Below are 303 nucleotides of genomic sequence, written 5' to 3' on the forward strand. Positions count from 1 at the left end.
TTGATAGGATGCAGGTGTACAGGCAGCGATGTCATAGCCGAGCATTACTAATTGCCCGTTCACTTTTTGCCTTCCGTGTATGGAGGTATATACGTTCAGCAATGTATGGACACTTTACTTTTTTCTCATCATGTCTGCCTTATTCAGGTGACTACAGCACCGGGGTTCCACCTCTTCCCATTCCGAACAGAGAAGTTAAGCCCGGTCACGCCGATGGTACTGCGTAACAGTGGGAGAGTAGGTAGTCGCCGTTTTCAGAAGAAGCCTCCGTGTCTGATAAGGATACGGAGGCTTTGTTCGTTT

The 303-nt window shown here is 48.2% G+C and carries 1 rRNA gene; it reads left to right on the top strand.

Annotated elements, in window-relative coordinates:
• Nucleotides 1-143: 143 nt before the first annotated feature.
• A 5S ribosomal RNA gene (rrf, locus tag DXD65_RS02800) occupies nt 144-254 on the top strand.
• The last annotated feature ends 49 nt before the right edge of the window (nt 255-303 follow it).

The organism is Bacteroides sp. 4_1_36 (assembly GCF_003466325.1).
In the GTDB taxonomy this organism is placed as follows: domain Bacteria; phylum Bacteroidota; class Bacteroidia; order Bacteroidales; family Bacteroidaceae; genus Bacteroides; species Bacteroides uniformis.